26 protein-coding genes are annotated in these 21,685 nt (G+C 70.9%); 5 read left to right on the top strand and 21 right to left on the bottom strand.

From position 1 onward, the window contains the following. Positions 1 to 6: 6 nt before the first annotated feature. The 8 genes from BKA14_RS36985 to rsmD form a co-directional block, all read right to left on the bottom strand. A complete protein-coding gene (locus tag BKA14_RS36985) occupies positions 7 to 1,170 on the bottom strand; it encodes a putative hexosyltransferase (protein WP_184955381.1) in 1,164 nt (387 codons plus the stop codon). After that, positions 1,167 to 1,940, bottom strand: coding sequence for a ribonuclease III (gene rnc, locus BKA14_RS36980; protein ID WP_184955380.1), 774 nt, complete (start codon positions 1,938 to 1,940; stop codon positions 1,167 to 1,169). Before rnc ends, BKA14_RS36985 begins: the two co-directional genes overlap by 4 nt. Next, positions 1,937 to 2,890, bottom strand: coding sequence for a phosphate acyltransferase PlsX (locus BKA14_RS36975; protein ID WP_184955379.1), 954 nt, complete (start codon positions 2,888 to 2,890; stop codon positions 1,937 to 1,939). The genes rnc and BKA14_RS36975 overlap by 4 nt, the downstream gene beginning before the upstream one ends. Before the next feature lie 68 nt (positions 2,891 to 2,958). After that, complete coding sequence (gene rpmF / locus BKA14_RS36970; RefSeq protein WP_014694262.1) at positions 2,959 to 3,132, bottom strand: 50S ribosomal protein L32; 174 nt, start codon at positions 3,130 to 3,132, stop codon at positions 2,959 to 2,961. 5 nt (positions 3,133 to 3,137) lie between these two features. Then, the gene (locus BKA14_RS36965; RefSeq protein WP_184955378.1) at positions 3,138 to 3,701 is read right to left on the bottom strand and encodes a YceD family protein; all 564 of its coding nucleotides are present in this window, start codon (positions 3,699 to 3,701) and stop codon (positions 3,138 to 3,140) included. A 90-nt stretch (positions 3,702 to 3,791) separates the two neighbouring features. After that, positions 3,792 to 4,289: an ATP synthase subunit B family protein gene (locus BKA14_RS36960; protein WP_184955377.1), complete on the bottom strand. Its 498-nt coding sequence runs from the start codon at positions 4,287 to 4,289 to the stop codon at positions 3,792 to 3,794. A 101-nt stretch (positions 4,290 to 4,390) separates the two neighbouring features. Then, positions 4,391 to 4,870, bottom strand: a complete 480-nt coding sequence (gene coaD / locus BKA14_RS36955) for a pantetheine-phosphate adenylyltransferase (protein WP_184955376.1) — start codon at positions 4,868 to 4,870, stop codon at positions 4,391 to 4,393. Further along, a complete protein-coding gene (gene rsmD, locus BKA14_RS36950) occupies positions 4,867 to 5,430 on the bottom strand; it encodes a 16S rRNA (guanine(966)-N(2))-methyltransferase RsmD (RefSeq protein WP_184955375.1) in 564 nt (187 codons plus the stop codon). The genes coaD and rsmD overlap by 4 nt, the downstream gene beginning before the upstream one ends. 345 nt (positions 5,431 to 5,775) lie before the next feature. Here rsmD and BKA14_RS36945 point away from each other — a divergent pair, with 345 nt between their 5' ends. Continuing rightward, positions 5,776 to 6,930 carry an LPXTG cell wall anchor domain-containing protein gene (locus BKA14_RS36945; protein WP_184955374.1) on the top strand — a complete coding sequence of 385 codons (1,155 nt, stop codon included), beginning with the start codon at positions 5,776 to 5,778 and terminating at the stop codon, positions 6,928 to 6,930. Between the two features lie 53 nt (positions 6,931 to 6,983). On the opposite strand, the gene BKA14_RS36940 is transcribed toward BKA14_RS36945, so the two are convergent. The 3 genes from BKA14_RS36940 to BKA14_RS36930 all read right to left on the bottom strand — a co-directional run bounded on the left by BKA14_RS36940 (position 6,984) and on the right by BKA14_RS36930 (position 11,691). Further along, positions 6,984 to 7,442 (bottom strand): hypothetical protein, encoded by a 459-nt coding sequence (locus BKA14_RS36940; protein ID WP_184955373.1) that lies wholly within the window; start codon positions 7,440 to 7,442, stop codon positions 6,984 to 6,986. 92 nt (positions 7,443 to 7,534) lie between these two features. Continuing rightward, complete coding sequence (gene recG / locus BKA14_RS36935) at positions 7,535 to 9,745, bottom strand: ATP-dependent DNA helicase RecG (RefSeq protein ID WP_184955372.1); 2,211 nt, start codon at positions 9,743 to 9,745, stop codon at positions 7,535 to 7,537. Beyond that, complete coding sequence (locus tag BKA14_RS36930) at positions 9,742 to 11,691, bottom strand: DAK2 domain-containing protein (RefSeq protein WP_184955371.1); 1,950 nt, start codon at positions 11,689 to 11,691, stop codon at positions 9,742 to 9,744. The genes recG and BKA14_RS36930 overlap by 4 nt, the downstream gene beginning before the upstream one ends. 296 nt (positions 11,692 to 11,987) lie before the next feature. Between BKA14_RS36930 and rpmB the strand changes: the two genes are divergently transcribed. Continuing rightward, positions 11,988 to 12,179 (top strand): 50S ribosomal protein L28, encoded by a 192-nt coding sequence (gene rpmB / locus BKA14_RS36925; protein ID WP_026207002.1) that lies wholly within the window; start codon positions 11,988 to 11,990, stop codon positions 12,177 to 12,179. A 209-nt stretch (positions 12,180 to 12,388) separates the two neighbouring features. Here the strand turns inward: rpmB and BKA14_RS36920 are convergent, their stop codons facing one another. Beyond that, a complete protein-coding gene (locus tag BKA14_RS36920; protein WP_184955370.1) occupies positions 12,389 to 12,844 on the bottom strand; it encodes a GNAT family N-acetyltransferase in 456 nt (151 codons plus the stop codon). A 14-nt stretch (positions 12,845 to 12,858) separates the two neighbouring features. After that, on the bottom strand, positions 12,859 to 13,797 hold the full coding sequence (locus BKA14_RS36915; RefSeq protein WP_184955369.1) for a thiamine-phosphate kinase: 939 nt from the start codon (positions 13,795 to 13,797) through the stop codon (positions 12,859 to 12,861). Between the two features lie 101 nt (positions 13,798 to 13,898). Here BKA14_RS36915 and BKA14_RS36910 point away from each other — a divergent pair, with 101 nt between their 5' ends. Together BKA14_RS36910 and BKA14_RS36905 are read left to right on the top strand one after the other, a co-directional pair. Next, the gene (locus tag BKA14_RS36910) at positions 13,899 to 14,132 is read left to right on the top strand and encodes an Lrp/AsnC ligand binding domain-containing protein (RefSeq protein WP_133874791.1); all 234 of its coding nucleotides are present in this window, start codon (positions 13,899 to 13,901) and stop codon (positions 14,130 to 14,132) included. A gap of 1 nt (position 14,133) precedes the next feature. After that, on the top strand, positions 14,134 to 14,769 hold the full coding sequence (locus BKA14_RS36905; RefSeq protein ID WP_184955368.1) for a DUF3515 family protein: 636 nt from the start codon (positions 14,134 to 14,136) through the stop codon (positions 14,767 to 14,769). 15 nt (positions 14,770 to 14,784) lie between these two features. Here the strand turns inward: BKA14_RS36905 and BKA14_RS36900 are convergent, their stop codons facing one another. Further along, positions 14,785 to 15,879: a D-alanine--D-alanine ligase family protein gene (locus BKA14_RS36900; protein ID WP_184955367.1), complete on the bottom strand. Its 1,095-nt coding sequence runs from the start codon at positions 15,877 to 15,879 to the stop codon at positions 14,785 to 14,787. Positions 15,880 to 15,986: 107 nt separating this feature from the next. Here BKA14_RS36900 and BKA14_RS36895 point away from each other — a divergent pair, with 107 nt between their 5' ends. Then, positions 15,987 to 16,493 (top strand): protein-tyrosine phosphatase family protein, encoded by a 507-nt coding sequence (locus tag BKA14_RS36895; RefSeq protein WP_184955366.1) that lies wholly within the window; start codon positions 15,987 to 15,989, stop codon positions 16,491 to 16,493. A 2-nt stretch (positions 16,494 to 16,495) separates the two neighbouring features. On the opposite strand, the gene BKA14_RS36890 is transcribed toward BKA14_RS36895, so the two are convergent. The 7 genes from BKA14_RS36890 to BKA14_RS36860 form a co-directional block, all read right to left on the bottom strand. Then, positions 16,496 to 17,173 carry a hypothetical protein gene (locus BKA14_RS36890; RefSeq protein ID WP_184955365.1) on the bottom strand — a complete coding sequence of 226 codons (678 nt, stop codon included), beginning with the start codon at positions 17,171 to 17,173 and terminating at the stop codon, positions 16,496 to 16,498. Beyond that, positions 17,170 to 18,051 carry an ATP-binding cassette domain-containing protein gene (locus BKA14_RS36885; RefSeq protein WP_184955364.1) on the bottom strand — a complete coding sequence of 294 codons (882 nt, stop codon included), beginning with the start codon at positions 18,049 to 18,051 and terminating at the stop codon, positions 17,170 to 17,172. Before BKA14_RS36885 ends, BKA14_RS36890 begins: the two co-directional genes overlap by 4 nt. Then, on the bottom strand, positions 18,048 to 18,401 hold the full coding sequence (locus BKA14_RS36880; RefSeq protein WP_184955363.1) for a GntR family transcriptional regulator: 354 nt from the start codon (positions 18,399 to 18,401) through the stop codon (positions 18,048 to 18,050). The genes BKA14_RS36885 and BKA14_RS36880 overlap by 4 nt, the downstream gene beginning before the upstream one ends. An 81-nt stretch (positions 18,402 to 18,482) precedes the next feature. Next, a complete protein-coding gene (locus BKA14_RS36875) occupies positions 18,483 to 18,839 on the bottom strand; it encodes a hypothetical protein (protein WP_239092540.1) in 357 nt (118 codons plus the stop codon). A gap of 15 nt (positions 18,840 to 18,854) precedes the next feature. Continuing rightward, positions 18,855 to 19,958: a cystathionine gamma-lyase gene (locus BKA14_RS36870; RefSeq protein WP_184955362.1), complete on the bottom strand. Its 1,104-nt coding sequence runs from the start codon at positions 19,956 to 19,958 to the stop codon at positions 18,855 to 18,857. Further along, positions 19,955 to 20,950 carry an NAD(P)H-dependent glycerol-3-phosphate dehydrogenase gene (locus BKA14_RS36865; protein WP_184955361.1) on the bottom strand — a complete coding sequence of 332 codons (996 nt, stop codon included), beginning with the start codon at positions 20,948 to 20,950 and terminating at the stop codon, positions 19,955 to 19,957. The genes BKA14_RS36870 and BKA14_RS36865 overlap by 4 nt, the downstream gene beginning before the upstream one ends. Further along, a complete protein-coding gene (locus tag BKA14_RS36860; protein WP_184955360.1) occupies positions 20,950 to 21,678 on the bottom strand; it encodes a lysophospholipid acyltransferase family protein in 729 nt (242 codons plus the stop codon). The genes BKA14_RS36865 and BKA14_RS36860 overlap by 1 nt, the downstream gene beginning before the upstream one ends. Positions 21,679 to 21,685: the final 7 nt, after the last annotated feature.

Here is a 21,685-nt window from a genome sequence, read left to right as displayed (position 1 = left end):
GAAAGATCAGAGCGTGTAAGGCCAGACGGTGACCAGGTAGGCGCCGTACCAGAGGCCGAACGCGGCCCACGCGGCGATCGACAGCACCGCGACCCGGGGGCGGGCCCGGCCGGCGGCGATCGCGGCGGGGAGCAGAGTCAACAGTACGGGCACGAGCAGGCGCGGCTTCGAGTGGTAGAACCCGGCCTGGCCGTAGACGAGCAGCATCGCGATCAATCCGTAGACGGCCAGCGGCAGCCAGGGCCGGCCGGCCAGAGCGACCCCCGCCGCGACCAGGGCGGCCAGCAGGATGAAGGCGACGCTGACGGGCACCCAGCCGTCCGCGCCGGACAATGTCGTGCCCAGGAAGCTCAGTGTGCTCGACCCGTAGTCGAAGGCGGTGCCCCAGCCGGCGGCCTGGATGCGGAACCACGCCGCGGGGTCGCCCACCCGCCAGCCGACCCAGGTCAGGAACAGCGGCACGCCGAGCAGGGCCAGCCCGGCCGCGCCCAGCGGCTGCCACATCTTCCGGCGGTCCTCGCGGATCGCCAGCAGCGCGGCCACGGCCAGCGCGACGGCCGCGGCGGCGCCGGTGGGGCGGGTCAGCGCGGCCGCCAGCCCCAGCAGACCCGCGGCCCACCACACACGCCGGTGCGCCGCGACCAGCATCCCGGCCACCAGAGCGAGAAAAAGCGCTTCTGTGTACGCCATGGAGAACACGATCGCGACAGGAGCGCTGAAGCAGATGCCGACCAGCGCCCACCCGGTGCGCTTGTCGTGCAGTGAGGTGCCCAGCAGGTGCACCGCGACGGCGGCCCCGACCGCGGCCAGCCAGCTCACGATCAGCGCGGCCGTGCTCGCGGGGATGCCGAGGGCGGCCACCATCCGGATCAGCGTCGGATACAGCGGGAAGAAGGCGAGCTCGTTGCCCTCCATCCGGCCCGCCGCGTCGAACGTGTAGCCGTGCGGGTAACCGCCGACGGCCACGCGCAGGAACCAGCCGGCGTCCCAGACGAGCAGGCGGTCCCGTACGCCGATGGGTTCGTCGTCGGCCGCGTCGAGCCAGGCCAGGATGATCAGCTGCGCGACCCGGGTGAGCGCGAAGATGCCGACCGCGATCCCTACGCCGCGCCGGCCGCCCGCGAGGTCCCACAGCCGGGTGCGCTGTGTCTTCTCGTCGGTCAGGCTCACTCGTCGCTCTTGTCCTCGGGCTTGGTCTCGGCCTTGTCGAGCACCGCGCCGTCGGGCTCGCTCGTGCGTTCGGTGAGGATGCGCCAGGCGGCCGCGGCGGCCCGCTGCTCGGCCTGCTTCTTGCTGCGTCCCTCGGAGCCGCCGTAGCGCTCGCCGGCCACCACGACCCAGGCGGTGAACGTCTTGGCGTGGTCGGGCCCCGAGTCCTCGATCACGTAGTCGGGCACACCCAGGCCGAGCGCGGCCGTCAGCTCCTGCAGGCTGGTCTTCCAGTCGAGCGCGGCGCCGCGACCGGCCGACTCGGCCATCAGCGGGTCGAACAGGCGGTGGATCACCTCGGCGGCGACGTCGAGGCCGTGCTCCAGGTAGATCGCGCCGAGCAACGCCTCCAGCGTGTCGGCCAGGATGCTGGCCTTGTCACGCCCGCCGGTGGTCTCCTCGCCCTTGCCGAGCAGCAGATGCCGGCCCAGCCCCTGCTCGCCCAGGCCGCGGGCCACGTCGGCCAGCGCGTGCATGTTGACGACGCTGGCCCGCAGCTTGGCCAGCTGCCCCTCGGGCAGGTCGGGGTGGTTGTGGAACAGCGCCGAGGTGATCACGACGCCGAGCACCGAGTCGCCCAGGAACTCCAGGCGTTCGTTGGTCGGCAGGCCGCCGTTCTCGTACGCGTACGACCGGTGGGTGAGCGCACGCTCGAGCAGATCCGGCTCGAGCGGAACGCCGAAGGCCTCCTCCAGCGGCAGGGTCGGGGGCCGGCGGCGCTTGTCACTCATGAGACACCTCGTCGTGTTTCGATCATCTCGGCCATCGCCGCGACCGCGGCTTGGCGATGAAGCTGGGCGGCGAAGGCGATGCCGGCCGCGAGGTCGGCGCCGGAGGCGGCACCGTGGCAGACCACGACGGTGCCGTCGACGCCGAGGAGCAGGGCGGCGCGGGGCGGGATCGCGGGATTCGGGCTGCCGACTTCCGCGTACGCGGTCTCCAGCCCCTTGAGCAGGACGTTTCCGGTGAAGCCGTCGGTCACGACGACGTCGGCGATCGCGCCGGTGACGACGTCGTTGCCCTCGACCAGGCCGACGTAACGGCCACCGCCGGGCAGGTCGAGACCGGCCAGCAGCTGCGGGAGGGCCCGCCGGAGCCGGTCACCTTTGCCGCGCTCGGTGCCGATGGTCAGCAGGCCGACGCGGGGCTCGGTCACCCCGTGAACCACTTTCGCGTACGCGGAACCGAGCCGGGCGTGGGTGGCGACGGTCTCCTCGTCGGGGTCGACCGAGGAGCCCACGTCGAGCAGCACGAGCCGCCCGGCCCGGGTGGGCAGCACGGCGGCCAGCGGCGGGCGGCGCACCCCGGGGCGGCGGCCCAGGCCGAGCGCGGCCGAGGTGACGGTGGCGCCGGTGTTGCCGGCGGAGAGAACAGCGTCGGCGGTGCCCTGGGCGACCGCCAGCACGGCCGAGCGCACCCCGGACTCGACCCAGCTGTCGACGGGGTCGCCCGGAGCTATGGGCAGCGTGCTGATCCGAGCGTGTTCGCTCGGCGGCAGGGCAGCGAGAACCTCGCCGGCCGCCTCGAGCGGGCCGACGAGCAACAGGTGAAGGGCCGGGTCGGCCTGGCAGGCACGCAGAGCGCCGTCAACCACGACGGCGGGAGCTTGGTCCCCGCCGAGGAGGTCGACGGCGATCCGCGCGGTGCCCGGCTCCCCGACAGCCAGCTGTCCGGGAGCCATGGCACCGATCGATCGCCTGTGCTCAGGTGCGACCCGCCCGGTGAGCGGGCGCGTCACTTAAACGCGACTCAGACCTCGAGGACCTGACGGCCGTTGTAGGTGCCGCAGACCGAGCAGGCGGTGTGCGGCAGCTTCGGCGACTTGCACTGGGGGCAGGCCACGGTCGAAACCGCGGTCGCCTTCCAGTTCGCCCGGCGAGACCGGGTGTTGCTGCGCGACATCTTGCGCTTGGGGACGGCCACGGTTCCTACTCCTCAGTCTGTGACAGGTTACGCAAAGCGGCCCAGCGGGGATCGACGTCCTCGTGGCTGTGCTCCGCCGGAAGGTCGTCGAAATGCACCCCGCACTCGGGGCACAGGCCTGGGCAATCCGGCCGGCACAGCGGGTTGGTCGGCAGCGTCAGCACCACCGCGTCCCGCAACGCCGGCTCCAGGTCGAACAGGTCGCCCTGCATCCGGCCAACCTCGTCCTCGTCGGTCGTCTCCTCGGTGGTGCTGTCCGCGTAGGCGAACAACTCCGCGATCTTGACGTCGAAGGACTCGTTGATCTCGTTGAGGCAGCGACCGCACTCGCCCGAGAGCGAACCGCGGACCCTGCCGCTGACATAAACCCCCTCGGAGACCGACGTGAGCGTCAGATCGAGCTCGACGTCCGACCCCTCGGGGACCGAGATCAGTTCCAGACCGAGGTTGACCGGTGCCGGAATCACCCTGTTCAGGGCACGCGTCGCGCCAGGCTGCCGCGGGAGCTTCGTCGTGTCGACGACAAGCGGCTGCCTGGGGTCCAGGTGACTCTGTGATGACTTGGGCATAGTGTTTCCTCAGCCATGGGTAGGCCGACAGAAAAGGTTACCTGAGCTGCCGCCCTACCGTCGAATCGCCCCCGTGCGAGGGCGACTCTTCTAGAACGGCAGAGGACGCTCGCTGTCTTCCCCCTGGAAGGTGCCGATCTCGCGGAGCGCGTGCATCTTGTCGCGGCCACGCTCTATCGACGCCAAGGCCCTGGTCAGGAACTGCTCGAAGTTGGCCAGCGCGGTGTCGACGTAGTCGTCGACCTCCTCGCGCAGCCGCTGGGCCTCGTTGCGGGCCTCGGCGATGATCCGGGCGCCCTCGTGCTCGGACGACACCGTGATCTCGTTCACGGAGACGAGGCGGGCGTGCTCGGTCTCACCCTCGCTGATGATCCGGTCGGCCTCGCGCCGACCGGCCTCGATGATGCGGTCGCGCTCGTCGAGCACGGCCGCGGCCTTGCGCAGCTCGGACGGCAGCTCGGAGCGGAGCTCGTCGAGCCGCTCGATCATCTCGGCCCGGTCGAACATGAAATTTGTTCGTGACATGGGCACGGAGCGCGACTCCTGCACGATCTCGATGAGCTCGTCGATACGGTCGAGCGGATCCACCGGTGCCTCACTCCCGTCCTTTGCGCCACGCAGCGTGGTGCGATCACGTTACTGCGTCACCGGCGTGCCCGTTTCCGGCGCGCCGAAGCCCCGCGTGCGGGCTAGCCCTGCTTCAGGCGCGTGACCAGTCGCTCGCCGACGAAGTCGGGCACGTACGCCGAGGCGTCGCCGCCCCACTTCACGACGTCTTTCACCAGGCTCGACGAGAGGAAAGAGTAGAGCGGGTTCGTCGGCATGAAGAGGGTCTCCACGCCCGACAACCCGATGTTCATCTGCGCCATCTGCAACTCGTAATCGAAATCGCTGACCGCCCGCAGGCCCTTGATCACGACCGCCGCGCCCTGGGCCCGGCAGAAGTCGACGAGCAGCCCGTGGAACGAGGCGACCCGGACGTTCTCGTACGAGGCGGTCGCCTCACCGAGCATCTCGATCCGTTCCTCGATCGTGAAGAGGCCCGTTTTCGACTGATTGATCAGGACGCCGATGATCACCTCGTCGAACAGCCGGGAGGCCCGGCCCACGATGTCGAGGTGGCCGTTGGTGACCGGGTCGAAGGAGCCGGGACACACCGCTCGTCTCATGATCGGCGACCGTACCAAAGCGTGGTCTCCCCGTACTTGCGGCTGCGGTCCGCAGTGACGCCGTCCACCCAGCTCACTGCCCCGCCACGGGTGGCCCGCTCGAGGATCACGACCGCGTCCGGAGCCAGCCATCCGAAGTCGATCAACGATTGCTGCACCTCGACCAGGTCGGCGTCGGTCACCGCGTACGGCGGGTCGGCGAACACCACGTCGTAGGCGCCCCCGTCGGGCGGGCCGGCGACGACCTGGGCCACCTTGCCGGTGACGAGTCGCGCGGACCCGCCGACCTTCAGAGCCACGATGTTGTCGCGGATCGTGCGGGCCGCCCGGGCGTCCGATTCGACCAGAAGAGCATGACTTGCCCCCCGGGAGATCGCCTCCAGGCCGACCGCCCCCGAACCCGCGTAAAGATCCGCGAACCGGGCGCCCTTGAGATCGATCATCGCATCGAGCGCGCTGAAGAAGGCCTCCCGCACCCGGTCCGATGTGGGGCGGGTCAGCGCACCGGCCGGAGCGGACAGTCGCCGCCCGCCGTGCGAACCGGCGATGATCCTGGTCATGGCGCCTCGCGGGGTTCTGCGGTGAACACGACTCGAAGCTACTTCACCACTTACGCACCGCAACGAGAGAGTGAACAATTCCGCACGCGAGCACCACTCACGGCATCGACTCCAATCCGTTCGGTAAATGGAAAATCACGGATCCGCATCAACACCTTTAAGCGCCTCTGAGGGATTTCCCAGATTCTCGTAAGTCGTTATGGTCAGGCGCTGTTGCTGGCGTCTCCACCGACTGCCGGCTGTCGACGTGGGGAGGCGTCGTCGCAGGCCATCGCTCGAGACCGCCGGCGAAAGGCCCGCCCGCTTCCTTGCGCCGTACCCCTGATTCCCCAGACAGGAGTAGGCGTGAACCTGCTGAAGTCCAAGCTGCGGCGCATGACTGCCGTAGCTGCTGGAACGCTCATCGGTCTGTCCGGTGTCGCGTTCTTCGCCTCGCCCGCCGCCGCGCACGACAGTTTCGTCAAGGGCAGCGCCACGTGTGACACGACCACTGGCGACTGGGTTGTCACGTGGGAAGTGAACACTGACAACGGCAACGAGAAGGGCGCGGAGAACTACCGCTTCCTCAAGGTCGAGTCGTACCCGACCCCGGTCGAGGGCATCGTTCACACCCCGGACGACGCCGACCCCGCCTTCCCCCACAAGAGCAACGAGCCGCTCGTCGGCACGCAGCGCGTCAAGGGCGACAGCGGCGCCCGCGGCGCGAAGCTCGAGGTGCAGGTCAAGTGGAGCGACGAGTGGATCCAGTACGACCACAAGAAGGGCTTCGTCAAGTTCCACGGCACCTGCTCCAAGGAGGAGTCGCCGAAGCCGGACGCGCAGCTGGCCTCCTCCTGTGAGGGCGTGACCGTCACCCTGGCGAACGGCAAGGACGCCACGGCCGACGCCAACTTCACGATCAAGGGCTCGAAGGACTTCGAGAAGAAGGTCACCGTCAAGGCCGGCGAGGAGCCGGTGGCGGTCGAGATCCCGGCCGAGAACGCCGAGAGGGTCCTGGTCTTCGAGGGCGACAGCCGCAAGCCGATCCTGGTCGGCAAGTGGGAGAAGCCCGAGAACTGCACCCCGCCGTCCGACGGTGGTCAGGCCGAGATCGGCTACGAGGTCACCTGTGACTCGCTGATCTTCGGCATCGACAACAGCAAGGGTGAGGAGACCATCACCCTGGCCCTCAAGCCCAACAAGGGCGAGGCCCAGACGCTGGTCGCCCGGCCCGGCGAGACCAAGACCGTCGAGCTCAAGGGCCAGAAGGGCCTGATCGTCAACGCCACCATCAACGGCGAGGCGCAGGAGCCGATCAAGTGGGACGAGCTGAAGAAGCCCGAGGACTGCGACGCGACCCCCACCCCGACCCCGACCGAGTCCTCCCCGGGTGAGGGTGGCGGCCTGCCCGTCACCGGCCCGGTCGCCGGCAGCATCGCCGGTGGCGCCGGCCTCCTGCTGGCCGCGGGCGCGGTCCTGTTCTTCCTGGCCCGCCGCCGCAAGGTGAAGTTCACCGCCTGACCGAAGCGGTAAAGAGGGGCGCAGACCACGGTCTGCGCCCCTCTTGCTGTCTTTCAGACCTCCTCGGAAATCCCCAAGGCTTCGATCAGCCCGGCCAGGGTGTCCTCGGCCTGAACGCTGTGCGCCTCGAGCGCAGCCCGCACAGCCGCCGGCTCAGCGACGAGACCCGCCTCGGCCGACCAGCCGAGCGCCGCCGCGAGCACCTCATCAGGCGACTGGGACAAGGCCGGCGCCCCGAACTGGGCCGCTGTGCGGGGGTGCAGGTAAGTGTGGAACCGTCGCCCCGACGGAGTCAGCGCTTCGACGTCGGCCACATCGCTGTCCAGCACATACGCCGCGATGGCCGGAGCCCCGCTCGCCGCGACCACCTCCTCCAGCGCCCCGGGCACGTCGCCGTCGAGCTGTACCCATCGCCACCCGTGGGCGCGCTCGTCCTCCCACAACACCGCCACGTCGCCACCCTGATAAGGCTCGCTGATGCGGGCCACCAGAATCCGGCCGCTGAATCCCATGTGGCTCCTCAATTCCGAAAGGCGCTCAGGATAGCGGCCTCGGCAAGAACGTCGGCCGCCTGCGGACGGACCGGTGGCCACGGGCGGCGGGATCAGCCCTTTTCGAGATACTCGGCGCGTTCCTCGTCGACGAGCGCGGCCACCGAGGCCGCCAGCTCGGGATACTTCTTCAGGCTGGGGTCGTCGCCGACCAGCTCGTCGGCCTCGGCGCGGGCCTCGGTGATCAGCTTGGCGTCGCGCAGCAGCGACAGCAGGCGCAGGTGCGAATGCTTGCCGGACTGGGAGGCGCCCAGCACGTCACCCTCGCGCCGCTGCTCGAGGTCGATCTCGCTGAGCTTGAAGCCGTCGGTGGTCGAGGCGACCGCGTCCAGCCGCTCGCGGGCCGTCGTGCCCTCGACCGACTCGGTCACCAGCAGACAGATGCCCGGCGCGGAACCCCGGCCGACCCGGCCCCGCAACTGGTGCAGCTGCGAGACACCGAACCGGTCGGCATCCATGATGATCATGACGGTGGAGTTGGGGACGTCCACACCGACCTCGATCACCGTGGTGGCCACCAGCACGTCGAGGTCGCCCGCGGCGAACCTGCGCATGATCGCGTCCTTCTCGTCGGCCGGCAGCTTGCCGTGCAGCATCGCGATGCGCAGGCCGTGCAGCGGGCCCTCCTCGAGGATCGGCGCAACCTCCGTGACCGCCAGCGGCGGGCGGCGGGCGGGCTCGTTGTCGCTCGGCGGCTCGGCGTCGTCGTCGCTGCCGCCGTCGCCGATGCGCGGGCAGACCACGTACGCCTGGTGGCCTTTCTGCACCTCCTCGCGGACCCGGCGCCAGGCCCGATCGAGGAACGCGGGTTTCTCCGGCGGCACGACGTGCGACGCGATCGGCGAGCGGCCCCGCGGGAGCTGCGTCAACACCGAGGTCTCGAGATCGCCGTAGACGGTCATGGCCACCGTACGAGGAATAGGGGTGGCCGTCATGACCAGCACGTGCGGCGGGGTCGTGGCCTTGGCCCGCAACGCGTCCCGCTGCTCGACACCGAACCGGTGCTGCTCGTCCACCACGACCAGGCCCAGATCGTGGAAGTCGACGCCCTCGTAGAGCAGGGCGTGCGTGCCGACGACGATGCCGGCCGTGCCGTCGGCCACCTTGGCCAGCGCCGCACGCCTGGCGGCCGCGCCGAGCGAGCCCGTGACGAGGGTTAGCTGGGTGCCCGCGGGGTCGCCGTCGATCTCACCGGCCCGGCCCAGGGCGCCCAGCTGCGCGGCGATGCCCCGGTAGTGCTGGGTGGCCAGCACCTCGGTCGGCGCAAGCAGCGCGGCCTGGCCCCCCGCGTCGACCACCTGCAGCATCGCCCGCACCGAGACCAGCGTCTTGCCCGAGCCGACCTCACCCTGCAACAGCCGGTGCATCGGGTGCGGCCGGGCCAGATCGGCGGCGATCTCCTCGCCCACCTGGGCCTGACCCTCGGTCAGCTCGTAGGGCAGGCTCGCGTCGAACTTGGCCAGGATGCCGCCCTCGCTGCGAGGGCGGGAACGACCCGGGGACGCGGCGGCCCGGGCCCGGCGCTGCACGAGCGTGAGCTGCACGGCGAACGCCTCGTCCCACTTCAGGCGCTTCTTCGCCATCTCCAGCGCGCCCCGCGACGACGGCCGGTGGATCTCGCGCAGGGCCATGCCGATGCCGACCAGGTCGCGCTTGGCCCGTACGGCGGAAGGAAGTGGATCTTTGGGCGGCTGGAACGTGTCGAGCACCGTGCGGACGCAGCGGGTGATCGTCCAGGTCGGCACGGCTTGCGCCGCCGGATAGACCGGGATCAGCGCGCCCGCGAACTCCTCGATCTCCTCCGCCGCCTCGTCCTGCGTGGCGTCGGCGCTGAGCAGCTGATACGCGGGGCTGTTGAGCTGGCGCTTGCCCCGGAAATCGGTGACCTTGCCCGCGAACAACCCCCAACGCCCCCGCCGCAGCTCGCGCTCACGCCACGCCTGGTTGAAGAAGGTGCACGTCAGCGAGGCGCCCGACCCGTCCCCGATGGTGATCTCGAGCATGTTGCCGCGGCGCTGGCGCATCGGCTTGACCGTCGTCGACTGCACCTGGGCCAGCACGGTGACCTGCTCACCGATCTGCAGGCCCTGCATGTCGGTGTGCTCGCCGCGCTCGTCGTAACGCCGGGGAAAGTGATAGATCAGGTCGCCCGCGGTGTGCAGATCGAGGTGGGTGGCCAAGGCCTTCGCCTCGTGCTTCTTGAGCACCTGGTCCAGCGGGGTGTCGGTCGTGGTGATGGTTGCGGTCTCGACGGTCTCGCTCATTCCACTCCAACCAGCAGGTGGTAGCGGGGTTGTCCACCCGCGTAGCACTCCAGCTCGACGAACGGCCAGCCGGCATTGACGTGCGCGCGCAGGGCCGGCTCGAGCCCGGCCGGGGCGTCGGCCCCCAGCACGAGCGTGGCCAGCTCGCCCCCGCCGCCCAGCATGCGGTCGAGCAGATAGGCGCTGACCTGAGCCAAGTCGTCGCCGATGACGTGCACCTCACCGTCGACCAGGCCCAGCAGATCCCCCGCCCGGCACGGGCCGGCCACCGTGAGCGAATCACGCTGAGCCGTGCAGACCTCGCCGTAACGGCAGGCGCCGGCGGCCTCGGCCATGGCGATGACGTCGTCGGCGAAAGGCCGGGCCGGATCCCGGACGGCCAGGGCCGCGAGCGCCTGCACCGGCGAGCGTGTGGGGACGACGCTGACCTGACGGCCCCACTCCCCCGCCTCCCGCGCCGCCTCAACCGCCACGGCGTGCGTGTTGGCGTCGTTGGGCAGCAACACCACGCAGCGGGCGCCGGACCGCTCGATGGCGTCGAGCATCTCGGCCGTGGACGGGTTGCGCCCGACCACGGTGGCCCCCTCGGCCTCGAACAACGCGGTCAACCCGTCACCGGCCGCCACCACCACGGCCCCCCGGCCCGCCGGCGGTTCGTGGCGCTCGTGCTCGTCGTCGAGCGGCGTCACCGTGATGCGATGCGGCCGGCCGGCCACGACACCGGCCTCCAGAGCGGGACCGATGCCGCTCGCGGGCACGTGGACGTGCACGTTCCAGGTTTCCCGGCCGGCGTCTCCGGCGTCTCCGCTGCCCACGACCACCAGCGAGTCGCCGAGGGCCGCGAGCTCGCGCCGGAGCCGGGCCACCGCGTCTTTGTCCGCCTCGAGCAGGTATTGCACCTCGTAGCCGTGCGTGCCCTCGCCGTGCTGAGGGTTATGCAGGGGCGCCGCATCGTCGTCGTCGCGCCTTGTGAGGGTGTCGCCGGGCGGGCCGTTTCGCGGGTCCTGCGCTGCGGTGGCGCCGGCGCCCGGCGGGCCGTCTTGCCGGTCTTGCGTTGCTGCCGCGTCGGCGCCCGGCGGGCCGTCTTGCCGGTCCGTTGCTGCCGCGTCGGCGCCCGGCGGGCCCTCTTGCCGGTCCTGCGTTGCTGTGACGCCTGCGGCCGGCGGGCCGTTTCGCGGGTCTTGCGTTGCGATGACGCCGGCGCCCAGCGGGCCGTTTCGCGGGTCTTGCGCTGCGCCGGCGCCGTTCGGGCTGCTCGGCTCCGGGCTCTTTGCGGCGGCCGGGTGGCGTGCCTCGGCCAGAGTGAGCGCCTCGACCAGGGCGTCGAGCAGCACCACGAGCCCCCGCCCACCGGCGTCGACCACGCCGGCGCGGGCCAGGGCCGGCAACTGCTGCGGCGTGCGGGCCAGCGCCTCGGCCGCTGCGCGGGCGGCGGCCCGGGCCACGGCGACCAGATCGTCGGACTTGAGCCGGCCCGCGGCATCGGCGGCGGCCGCCACGACGGACAGCACGGTGCCCTCGACCGGCCGGGCCACGGCGGCGTAGGCCGCCTCGGAGGCGGACCGCAACGCCCGGGCCAGCTCGGCCCCCCGCACGGCGACCGAGGCGGCGAGGCTGTCGGCCATGCCCCGCAGGATCTGCGACACGATGACGCCCGAATTGCCCCGGGCCCCGAGCAGCGCACCCCGAGCCATGCGGCGCAGGGCGTTGGCCGGAGGGTGGGGCAGCTCGACGGCCGGGCCGGCCAGGTCCGCGGGGGCTTCGGCCTCGACGGCCTCCAACGCCTCCAGCGCCGAGGTGAGGGTGAGCACGAGGTTGGTGCCGGTGTCACCGTCGGGCACGGGATAGACGTTCAACTCGTCGATCTCGCGCTGATGAGCCCGCAGCGCACTCAGCCCACCGCCACACCAGCGGCGGACGGCAGCGGCGTCCAGCGTCTCCAGCACGCGAAAATCGTACTGTCGACGCCCGACAACTTCTCGGGAGCGCGCCACACCCTGTGGACGACTCCGTTTCCGACTGCGACGGGTTCGACAGAGGAAACCGGCGGGCGGAGGGCCGGCTGGGGAGGGTGAACCAGGGGCGGGAACGGGAGCAAACGGGCACAGGCGAGGGGGGCCTGGGCTGCGCAGCGGGGGCGATTGGCTGTGCGGGCCGGGTATCGGGTAACCTTGCCCAGTTGCCTGCGCGGCGGTGTTCGCTGGGCGCCTTTTAGTTTTCGTTTCGACCCAGGAGTTATCCCGTGGCTAGCGTGTGCGACGTCTGTGGCAAGGGACCGGGCTTCGGCCACAACGTGTCCCACTCGCACCGGCGGACCAACCGCCGCTGGAACCCGAACATCCAGTCGGTGCGCACCCCGGCCGGTGGCGGCACGACCAAGAAGCTCAAGGTTTGCACCTCGTGCATCAAGGCCGGCAAGGTCGTCCGCGCCTAATTGAGGCTCGCGACACCAGCCCTTCGGTCCACGTGACCGGAGGGCTGGTTGTGCTTCCGGGCCGATGCGAACGGCCCGATGCGAACGGCCCGATGCGAACGGCCCGATGCGAACGGCCCGATGCGAACGGCCCGATGCGAACGGCCCCCACGCGAACGAGCCGACGCAAGCGGCTCCACGCGAGCGAGCCGACGCAAGCGGCCTGAGCGCTAGAGGTCTTTGGCGTAGGAAAGCACGCTGTCGTGCCCCGCGTAGAACCCGAAGTCCTCGATCCGCGAATACCCCGCCGACTCGTACAACGCGATGGCCTCCGGCTGTTTGTCGCCGGTTTCGAGGATCACGCGGCGGCAGCCGGCGGCCCGGGCGGAGTTTTCGATCGTGGTCAGCATGCGCCGGCCCAACCCCTTCCCCCGTACGGACTTGGCCGTGAACATACGCTTCAGTTCGGCGTCGTCGCCGTGCCGGCGCCACCCGGCGCAGCCGACCAGGGCCGCGCCGTCGTCGGCGACGAAGAACGCGCCGTTCGGGGCAGTGAAGTCGTCGGAGGCGATCGGGGTGTCGTCCCCGGTGCCGCCGTAGCGTTCGGAGAGTTCGCCGTGCACGTCGACGAGCAGGGCCCGGACGTCGGGGTCGGCGAACTGGGCCGAGCGGATCTCAAGGTGCACGAGGGCGAGCCTAATCAGCGGAAGTGGTCCCAGCCCACCGGCCCTCCCCACGGCCGCCCGTCGACGGTCACCCCGGTGCTTTCGTGCACTTTGCCGATGACCGTCCAGTCCTGCGGCAACACGGCTTCGGCCGGGAACGTGGCGACCAGGGCGTGATCGTCGCCACCGCCGAGGATCCATTGCAGCGGGTCCACGCCGAGGGCGGCTGCGGCGTCGCGCATCTGGCCGGAGATCTCGAACGTGTTCGTGTGCACGTCGACGCCGACCACGCTGGCCCGCGCGATGTGACCGAGGTCCTGCAGCAGGCCGTCGGAGACGTCGATCATCGCGGTGGCCCCGGCCCGGGCCGCGGCGGGGCCCGCCTCGTAGGGCACGACCGGGCGCCGGTACGCCTCCACCAGCGCTTTCGGGGTGCGGAAGCCGCGGGACAGGACGGTGTAGCCGGCGGCGGCGTGCCCGATCCGGCCCGCGATCGCGATCACGTCGCCGGGCTGGGCGCCGCTGCGCAGCACGGGCGGGCGGCCGCCGAGGTCGCCCAGGGCGGTCACCGCGATGGTCAGCGTCGGGCTGGCGGACGTGTCGCCGCCGACCACTGAGGCGCCGGTCAGCGCGGCCTCGTCGGAGAGCCCGCCCGCCAGTTCTTCGGCCCAGCTCAGTTCGAGGTCGGCCGGGGCGCACAGCCCGACCAGCAGGGCGGTCGGCACGGCGCCCATGGCGGCTATGTCGGCCAGGTTGGCCGCGGCGGCCCGGTGGCCCACGTCGGCCCCGGACGACCAGTCGCGGCGGAAGTGGCGGCCTTCGACCAGGACGTCGGTGGACGCGACGATCCGGCCGTCGGGGGCGGCGACGATAGCGCTGTCGTCGCCCGGACCGAGCAGGGTCGTCGGACCGTTCTCGAGCCGGGCGACCACCCGGGCGATGAGCCCGAACTCTCCGGCCTCGGCAATGCTCACGGTGTACGGCCTTTCGTCGGAGTGGTGGCGTCCCGCTGTCGAGCGGATCCTTACGGTAGTTTCACGTTCGGGTTACGGCGGAGGCGGAATGGAGTCGGAGCGTGGTCCAGGCATACATCCTGATCCAAACTGAGGTCGGAAGGGCCCATGACGTGGCCGCCGCGATCGGCAAAATCCCCGGTGTGGTGCGTGTCGACGCGGTCACCGGCCCTTATGACGTGGTCGTTCTGGCCGAGGCGCACACGGTGGACGACCTCGGTGGGCTCATTGTGAGCAAAGTCCAGTACGTACCCGGCATCATGCGGACTCTCACCTGCTCCGTGGTAAACCTCTGACATGGTCGACCTCGAGAACCCGCCGGCGAAGCCGAAGGACAAGACGACGCGCAGCGCGGCCTTGTGGGCCGCTCTCGTCGCCGTGCCCGTGGCCGTGATCGTGGGTCTCGTAGCGTTTTCGCAGATCGCGCCGGAGCCGACGAACACCGGGGCGGCCGCGAGCGCTTCCGCGCCGGCGCCTGTGCCGTCCACGCCGGTGCGGATGGCCGCGCCCGCCCTCGACGCGCGCACCACCCAGGTCTGCCTGGCCGTCACGTCGCAGTTGCCCACCGAGTTGCGGGGCCTGCCGGGGCGCAAGGTCACCGCCGGCCCGGAGCAGAACGCGGCCTGGGGCGAGCCGGCGATCACCTTGGCCTGCGGGGTGAAGCAGCCGGTGATGTGTGAGCGGATCGACGGCGGCAGCGACGGTTGTGTGCCGCTGGACGCCACGATGCTGGCGATGGACGGTGTCTGCTGGTGGGCCGCCGACGGCCCGGCCACCGACGTCTTCACCACGATGGACCGTGAGGTCGCGGTGCAGGTGAGCGTGCCCGGCAGTTACGAGCAGAGCGGGCAGTGGGCCAACGAGTTCTCCGAGCCCGTGGTCAAGACGGTGAAGTCGACCACGAAGGGCGTGCCCAGCGGTTGCAAGGGCTGAACGCGCCAGCCCCCGCTAGTGCAGCCCGGTGCCGCGGTGCAGGGCCGTCCGGATCAGACGGTCGACCACCTTGGGGTATTCGAGGCCGGTGGCCGCCCACATCAGCGGGAACATCGAGGTCGGCGTCATGCCGGGCATCGTGTTGATCTCGTTGAGGTAGACCTGGTGGTCGGCGGTGACGAAGAAGTCGACCCGGGCCAGGCCGGCGCAGTCGAGCGCGGTGAACGTGCGGCGGGCGTATTCCTGCACCTGACGGGTGACTTCGGCGGGCAGGTCGGCCGGGATGGTGTAGCGGCTGCCCTGGATGTATTTCGTCTCGAAGTCGTACCAGTCGTTGTCGTCGACGTGGATCTCGGCCAGCAGGGACGCCTCGGGCGCTCCTCCGGCCTCGCCCTCGAGCACGCCGCATTCGATCTCGCGGCCCACGATGGCCGCCTCGACCAGCACCTTGGGGTCGATGCGGCGGGCGGTGGCGACGGCGTCGTCGAGGTCGGCCCAGTCGGTGACCTTGGTGATGCCGTGCGACGAGCCCGCGCGGGACGGCTTCACGAAGACCGGCAGGCCCAGCCGCTCCTTGTCGGTCTCCGACAGTTCGGCGCCCGCCCGCAGCACCGCGTACGGCCCGACGGGGATGCCTTCGGCCACCGCCAGCTTCTTGGTGAATTCTTTGTCCATGGCCGCGGCGGAGGCGAAGACGTTGGCCCCCACGTAGGGCAGGCCGGCCATCTCGAGCATGCCCTGGATGGTGCCGTCCTCCCCGTACGCCCCGTGCAGCACCGGGAAGACGACGTCGACCCCGGCGAGCGTCGACATGCCGTCGGCGGGGTCGTGCACGATCAGCTCGGTGGCCGTCGGGTCGGCCGCCAGCACGACGGCGTTACCGCTGGCCGCCGTGATCTCGGGCAGCTGGTGGTCGCGGATGGCCAGCGCGGACGGGTCGTCCCCGGCCAGCACCCATTTGCCTTCCTTGGTGATGCCGACCGGAAGCACCTCGTACTGGTCCGGGTCGAGCGCGCGCAGGATGCTGCCGGCGCTCACACACGAGATCGCGTGCTCGGAGCTGCGACCGCCGAAGACGATCGCGACGCGGGTTTTCCGAGGGGTCGTCACTTTCTTTGGGCCTCTCGCTAGCGGTCATGCCGGGGGTGACCCTACTCTGCGTTAGCCACTCGCGGGATCACCCGGCCACCGGGCCGGGACAGGGGAACGGGCAGTTCATGAGAGCAGCACTCCACGTGATCGCCGGGCCGGGGCCCGGGCAACTGGCGACGATCGCGCACCCGCGCGCCGACGCCTGGCCGGTCGAGCAACTCGGCGCGTTGGCCCGTGCCGGGGTCAACGTGCTCGTCTCGGCCTTGACCACCGTCGAACAGCATCGGCTGGGCTTCGGCGACACCGCCGCGGCGGCCTCGTCGTACGGGCTGCAGTTCGTCTCGTTCCCGGTGCCCGACGGCGGCGTGCCGCGCGACGAGGCCGTGCAAGTGGTCACACTGGCCGGTCAGCTGGCGGGCCAGGTGCGGGCCGGCCGCTTCGTGGTGACCCAGTGCTTCGGCGGGATAGGGCGTTCCACCCTGCTCGCCTGCACGACGCTGGTGCTGCTGGGGATCGCCCCGGGCGAGGCGCTGAGCCGGGTCACCGGCGGCACGGAGATGCCGGTGACCCAGGATTGGCTTTACGACTTCGTGGCGGCCCACCCGTCGCGGCGGCTCGCCGACAGCGCCTGAGGTCAGCCCGTACGCCGGATCGCGACGTCACGCATCAGCCGGTGCGCCGCGATCCCGGCCGCAGCCGTGACCGCCAGCACGACCGTCAGCGCGACGGCCAGCGAGCCCCGCTGCGTCAGCACCCCGAACTCGTCGATCGTGAGGAGCCCGCCGCTCGCCATGATCGGCAGCGAGCCGGGGAGGATCAGCAGCAACCCGATCAGTGGCCGGAACCGATAGAAGCCGGCCGAGATCACCGTGCCCGACGCCAGGTAGGCCGCCGTGCCCGGAAGCACGTGCAGGTATTCGTTCGCGGCCTCGCCGAAGCGGAACACCGGATAGCTGTCGCCGCGCTGATCGAGCAGGCCGAGCACTGTGCTTTCGACGCCGTGACCGATCACGACCAGGGCCGGGAGGAGCACCACGATGCCGAGCGCGAAGACCGCGAACCCGCGCAGGAACTCGTGCCGGGTGACGCCGTTGGTCACGATCTGCCGGAAGTACGTGCTCATCATGAGGATGCCGGTGACGAGTGGCCAGTACTTGGCGGCCGAGCCGACGACGACCAGCCAGAAGCTGAAGCCGGGCGGGTTGACGGTCAGGATCGCCGCCACCACGGCGATCTCGAGCGCGACGACGATGGCCAGGCCCCAGTAGATGACCGGACGGTAGAGCTGGAACAGGACCGCGCTGACGCTCATCGGGACGCCTCCAGGGGCTGGGGCTGCGAGGTGAGGTGGACGAAGAGCTCCTGCAGGCCGAGCGGGCCGAAGGACAGGCCGTCGCGTTCGCCGCGGGCGATCTCGCCGGGGTCGAGGCGGCCGTCCAGGGTCAGGGCCCGTACGGTGCCCAGGCTGTGCTCGCCGAGCACGGTGTGGCCCGACGCGAACGCGGTGACCAGATCGGCCGGCCCGGTCACGGTGACGCCCCGCCCGCGCAGGGCGTCGGTCTCGTCGTGCAGCAGGATCCGGCCGCGATCCATGATGATCACCCGCTCGAACAGGTCGGCCACCTCCTCGATGAGGTGGGTCGAGAGCACGATCGTGCGCGGGTGGGCCAGGTAGTCGTCGAGCAGCTCGCGGTAGAACAGGGTGCGGGCCACCGCGTCCATGCCCAGGTAGGCCTCGTCGAGGACGGTCAGCGGGGCCCGGCTGGCCAGGCCGAGCGTCACGCCCAGCATGGAGCGCTCGCCCCGGGAGAGCCCCGCCACGCGTTCGCGGGGGTGGAGCTCGAAGAGGTCGAGCAGCTTGCCCGCGTAATCGGCGTCCCAGCCCGGACGCAGCCATCGGGCCACGGCGAGCACGGTGCTGATGCGGTCGGAGCCGCTCAGGTCGAGGGTGTCGCGGATGAAGCTGGTCTGCCGCGTGAGCCGCGGGTTCTCGAACGACTCCTCACCGTCGATCAGCACCGTGCCCGCGGACGGCTTGCGGTACGAGGTGAGGACGTTGAGCAGGCTGGTCTTGCCCGATCCGTTGCGCCCGAGCAAGCCGTAGATCACGCCGGTGGGCAGGTCGAGATCCACGTGGTCGACGGCCACCGTACGGCCGTACCGGACGGTGACGCCGCGCAGCTCGATCATCGCCGGCTCCCCAGGTAGTGCGTGATGTCGTCGACGCCGATGCCGACCCGCTCGGCCTCGTCGAGCATCGGGTCGACGACCTCGGCGAAGAACCGCTCGCGGCGTTCGGCCCGCAGCTTGGCGGGCGCGTCGGGGCTGACGAACATGCCGATGCCGCGCCGCTTGTAGAGCACCCCCTCGTCGACGAGATGGGCGAAGCCCTTGGCCGCGGTGGCCGGGTTGATCCGGTAGAAGGCCGCGTACTGATTCGTGGACATGACCTGGTCGTCCTCCTTGAGGGCCCCGCTCAGGACGTCGTTCTTGATGCCGTCGGCGATCTGCAGGTAGATGGGGCTGCGGTCGTGGAACACGCGAGCCTCCTTAGTGCAGTGGTTCATTACTCATGTAACGAACCATAGAGCCGCGACGCCCACGGAGGCAAGAGGCGGTTTTCAGGCGGCGAACGTCTGGGGCAGCACGCCGTCGTCCCAGAGGCGGTCGAGGTGCCCGAGGAACCCGACCAGGCTGCGCTCCAGCTCGCGCCGTTCGGCGGCCGTGAGCGTGGCCAGCGGGTCGCTGAAGACCAGGCCCTCGGGGTGCTTGGCCCGCGTGCCGACGAACTTGCGGCACGACGAGCACCACACATAGCTGACCAGCGTCGGCCGGCGGGCGTTGTCGGGGGCGTGGAAGTAGGCCCGCAGCGACGTCGCGCCGCAGGCCGGGCACTCGCGCTCACCGGGGTCGGCGAAGAAGCTCGACCCCTGCGTCATGGCCGCTACCTGGTCACCGGAGAAGCTGTCCCAACTCACTCCCGGCACGCTAGATCAGGCCTGATCCAACGCGGCCGTCAGATCGGCCAGCAGGTCCACCGTGTCCTCGATGCCGCACGAAAGGCGTACGAAACCCGGGCTGGTGTCGTCACCCCACTGGGCGCGCCGGTCGGCCGTCGTGTGCACGCCGCCGAACGACGTGGCCGCGAAGACCAGCTCGGCCGCGGTCAGGAACCGGGCCACCCGCTCGGCGTCGCCCAGGTCGAACGACACGACGCCGGGGATGCGCCGCATCTGGGTCGAGGCCACCGCGTACGACGGGTCGGAGCTCAACCCCGGCCACCGTACGCCGGTGACGTCCTCCCGCCCGCTCAGCAGCGCGGCCACCGCGGCCGCATTCTGGCTCTGCCGGGCCAGCCGCAGGTCGAGCGTCGCGATCGAGCGGTGGGCCAGCCACGCGTCGAACGCGCCGGGGACCGCGCCGGTGTGCTTGCGCCACGTCTCGACCTTGCCGAGCAGCTCGGTGTCGTTGGTCGAAACGTAGCCCAGCAGCACGTCGGAGTGACCGGTCAGCGCCTTGGTGCCGGAGGCGACCACCAGGTCGGCGCCGAGCGCGAGCGGATTCTGCCCGAGCGGGGTGGCGGTGGTGTTGTCCACGGCGACGAGTGCGCCCGCCGCGTGGGCCAGGGCCGAGACCTCGCGGATGTCGCAGACGTCGAGGCCCGGGTTGGCCGGCGTCTCCAGCAGCACCAGGCGGACGCCCGCGAAGTCGGGGTACGGACCGGCCGTCGGCACCACGATCGATTGCACACCGAGGTCGCGAAGGGTGCTCTCGGCGAAGCTGCGGACCGTGAAGTACCCGTCGGAGGGGAGGGCCACCGTGTCACCCGTACGGAGCACAGAGAGCAGCAGAGCGGTGATCGCGGCCTGCCCGCTGGCGAAGGTCAGCGTGCGGCCGCCCTCGAGCTCACCGATCGCCGACTCCAGCCGCCGCCGGGTCGGGTTGTCGGGCCGGCCGTAGCCGTTGTCGCCGACCTGCCCGGCGGCCGGGTCGAGGTGGTAGGGCGCCGCGAAGACCGGGCCGGGCAGGAACGGATCCCCCGCCTCGGCCTCCGGCAGACCCGCGTGTACGACCCTCGTCCCGTCCGAATACGTCACTCTGGCTTCATCTCCCGGCCCATCAGCAGTTTGACCGCGACCCGCGGGTCGACGCCCTCGTGGCAGACCCGCTCGACCTGTTCGGTGATCGGCATCTCCACCCCGTGGGCGCGCGACAGGTCGCGGATCGCCAGGCAGCTCTTCACGCCCTCGGCGGTCTGCCGGGCCGCGACCTGCGCCTGCTCCAGAGTCTTACCCAGGCCCAGCTGCTCACCGAAGGTGCGGTTGCGCGACAGTGGCGACGAACACGTCGCGACCAGGTCGCCCAGCCCGGCCAGACCGGCGAAGGTCAGCGGGTCGGCGCCCAGTGCCACCCCCAGGCGGGCCGTCTCGGCCAGGCCCCGGGTGATCAGCGACGCCTTGGTGTTGTCGCCCAGACCCATCGCGGCGGCCATGCCGTAGGCCAGGGCGATCACGTTCTTGACCGCGCCGCCCAGCTCGCAGCCGATCACGTCCTCGCTCGTGTACGGCCGCATGTACGGCAGGGCCAGCGCGTGCTGCACGGCCCGGCAGCGGTCGTGGTCGGTGCCCGCCACGACCGTCGCGGCCGGCTGCTCGGCGGCGATCTCGGGGGCCAGGTTGGGCCCCGAGACGACCACCACACGGCTGGGGTCGACCCGGGCCGTCTCGACGATGACCTGGCTCATCCGCTTGGTCGTGCCGAGCTCGATGCCCTTCATCAGCGAGATGAGCGTGGAGTCGGGCGCGAACGCCCCGGCCCACTCGGCCAGGTTGCCCCGCAGCGTCTGCGACGGCACGGCGATCGCCACCAGCTCGGCGCCGGACACGGCTTCGGTCAGGTCGCCGGTCGCCGTGATCCGCTCGGGCAGCTTGAGCCCGGGCAGCGCGCCCTCGTTGAGGTGGTGCTCCCGGATCGAGGTGGCCACCGACTCGCGCCGGGCCCACATCGTGACGTCGGCGCCCGCCTCGGCCAGCATCTTGGCGAAGGCCGTGCCCCAGGCGCCGGCCCCGATCACCGCCGCGCGGGCCATCAGGCGTCCTCGGCCTTCGTGATCTGCTTGCGGGGCCGGTCGTAGAGAGTCGATGGCGGCGTCGCGCCGCGCACCTGGCCGAGCAGTCCGCTGATGTCCCGCATGATCGCCTCGGTCATCTCCTCGAGCACGGCCCGGGTCGGGGTCGAGCCCTGCCACTTGCTCAGGTCGACCGGCTTTCCGGAGGTGACGGTCACCGGCACCCGCGGCCGGAAACGCAGCTTGCTCGTGCGCGGGTCGAAGATCTGCTCGGCCCCCCAGTTGGCCACGGGCACCACGGGGGCGCCGGTGAGCAGGGCCAGCCGGGCCGCGCCGGTCTTGCCGCGCATCGGCCACAGGTCGGGCTCGCGGGTGGTCGTGCCCTCGGGATAGATCACCACCACACCGCCCTGCCGCAGCGCCTCGACCAGCACGTCGAGCGACTTCACGGCCTCCACGCTGCCGCGTTCGACCGGGATCTGCTGCACCTTGCGCAGGAAGCCGCCGAGCAGCGGGACCTTCCACAGGCTGGCCTTGCCCAGGAAACGCGGCCAGCGGCCCGCGCTGAAGATGTAGTAACCCACAACCACCGGATCGAAGTGCGAAACGTGGTTCGAGGCGATGATCACCCCGCCCGACCGCGGGATGTTGTCCGAATTGAGCCAGGTCCGTCTGGTCCAGACCTTCAGCACCGGGATCACCAGTGACGCCGCGAAACGCCGCCAGAACCCGAGCCTGCGGTGTGCCACGGCTTCT

It is taken from the genome of Paractinoplanes abujensis (assembly GCF_014204895.1).
GTDB classification, from domain to species: domain Bacteria; phylum Actinomycetota; class Actinomycetes; order Mycobacteriales; family Micromonosporaceae; genus Actinoplanes; species Actinoplanes abujensis.
This window is presented reverse-complemented; position numbering and strand designations above follow the sequence as displayed.